This window comes from Helicobacter brantae, from assembly GCF_003364205.1.
Taxonomy (GTDB): Bacteria; Campylobacterota; Campylobacteria; order Campylobacterales; family Helicobacteraceae; genus Helicobacter_G; species Helicobacter_G brantae.
This window is the reverse complement of record NZ_NXLV01000028.1, coordinates 1-2,082: the sequence shown is the minus strand read 5'-3', so window position 1 is coordinate 2,082 and position 2,082 is coordinate 1. Positions and strand designations below refer to the sequence as shown.

Below are 2,082 nucleotides of genomic sequence, written 5' to 3'. Positions count from 1 at the left end.
AAGGTGAAAACAATCAGCTCACAAGTGTAAGCTCTACTACGAGTGGAACACTAAGTCTTGATGGAGCTTCAAATGAAAATGGAGTGAGTGCTAGTGTTTTAAGTGCGATTGTGGGCAATACCACTACTCTAAACTTCAATGGTGCAAATGGCAAAAAAGCAGAGATGACTCTAGGCGATGGTGGCAATGAACTCAAAGCAATCACTTTAGGAAGCAATGCAGTGGAGAATAAGCTTATCCTCACTCAAGGAGATACAAGTATTGAGAGTGCTGTAAATGTAGGGGCAAATCAAGCTCTTGCTTTTGACTTGGCAAATGGCACGACTTTGGCACTCTCACAAGGGCTTTCATCAAGCAATGGTGGAACTTCACTTTTCAATGTCAAAGATAGTGCCTCTTCGACAATCAATGGAAATATCACTTTGAGTAATAATGGAGTAAATAATGCAACTATTGGCAATAATGGAACTCTCACCTTGCAAGGTGAAAACAATCAGCTCACAAGTGTAAGCTCTACTACGAGTGGAACACTAAGTCTTGATGGAGCTTCAAATGAAAATGGAGTGAGTGCTAGTGTTTCAAATGCGATTACAGGCAATAGCACTACTCTAAACTTCAATGGTGCAAATGGCAAAAAAGCAGAGATGACTCTAGATGATGGTGGCAATGAACTCAAAGCAATCACTTTAGGAGATAGTGCTACAAATAATAAGCTCATTCTCTCCACAGGAAGCACTAGCGTTACTGAAGGAGTAAATGTAGGGGCAAATCAAGCTCTTGCTTTTGATTTGGGAGATGGTGTCAATCTTGCTCTTGTGGGCAATCTAGCCAATGCTGGAGAGAGTGAAATCAACTTCAATGGAAGCAATGGAATTCTTATAAGTAGCATTTCCACCACAGCAGGAGCTACAACCATCAAGATTGCAGAAGACAAAAGCGGTGTAATTCAAGGAGCAATCAGTACAACTGATGGAGCTACAAATGTAAATTTTGCAGGAATAGGAACTCTCACCTTGCAAGGTGAAAACAATCAGCTCACAAGTGTAACTTCTACCACAAGTGGAACACTAAGTCTTGATGGAGCTTCAAATGAAAATGGAGTGAGTGCTAGTGTTTTAAGTGCGATTGTGGGCAATACCACTACTCTAAACTTCAATGGTGCAAATGGCAAAAAAGCAGAGATGACTCTAAGTGATTGTGGTAATTTTCTCAAAGCAATCACTTTAGGAAGCAATGCAGTGGAGAATAAGCTTATCCTCACTCAAGGAGATACAAGTATTGAGAGTGCTGTAAATGTAGGGGCAAGTCAAGCTCTTACATTTGATTTGGGAGATGGTGTCAATCTTATCCTTGCAGACAATCTGGCCAATGCTGGAGAGAGTGAAATCAACTTCAATGGAAGCAATGGAATTCTTATAAGTAGCATTTCCACCACAGCAGGAGCTACAACCATCAAGATTGCAGAAGACAAAAGCGGTGTAATTCAAGGAGCAATCAGCACAACTGATGGAGCTACAAATGTAAATTTTGCAGGGGTAGGAACTCTCACATTGCAAGGTGAAAACAATCAGCTCACAAGTGTAAGCTCTACCACAAGTGGAATCCTAAGTCTTAATGGTGCTGGAGTTAGTGCTAGTGTTTCAAATGCGATTATAGGCAATAGCACTACTCTTGATTTCAATGGAAGAACAGGCAAAAAAGCAGAGATGACTCTAAATGCTAGTGGTAATTTTCTCAAAGCAATCACTTTAGGAAGCAATGCAGTGGAGAATAAGCTTATCCTCTCTCAAGGAGATACTAGCATTCAATCAAACACAACTATTACCACAGGACAAGCTCTTACATTTGATTTGAAAGATGGTGTCAATCTCATAAATACCATATCAAATATAGGTGGAAATACAAATCTTGAATTCAATGGCATAAATGGGACTTTCACAGGGACACTTAGCACAAGTGGAGGAGCTACAACCATCAAGATTACAGAGAGCAAAAGTGGGACAATCACAGGAGCTGTAACCACAGATAGTGGAGCTATAACAACTATTGATTTTTCAAATGGAAGTAATGTTAAGTCTTTGA

Annotated in this window: 1 protein-coding gene; it reads left to right on the top strand. The window is 40.1% G+C overall.

Annotated elements, in window-relative coordinates; all coding sequences use genetic code 11:
* The coding region (locus CQA58_RS08325; RefSeq protein WP_170126781.1) for a beta strand repeat-containing protein at positions 1 to 2,082 on the top strand (2,082 nt) is incomplete at both ends.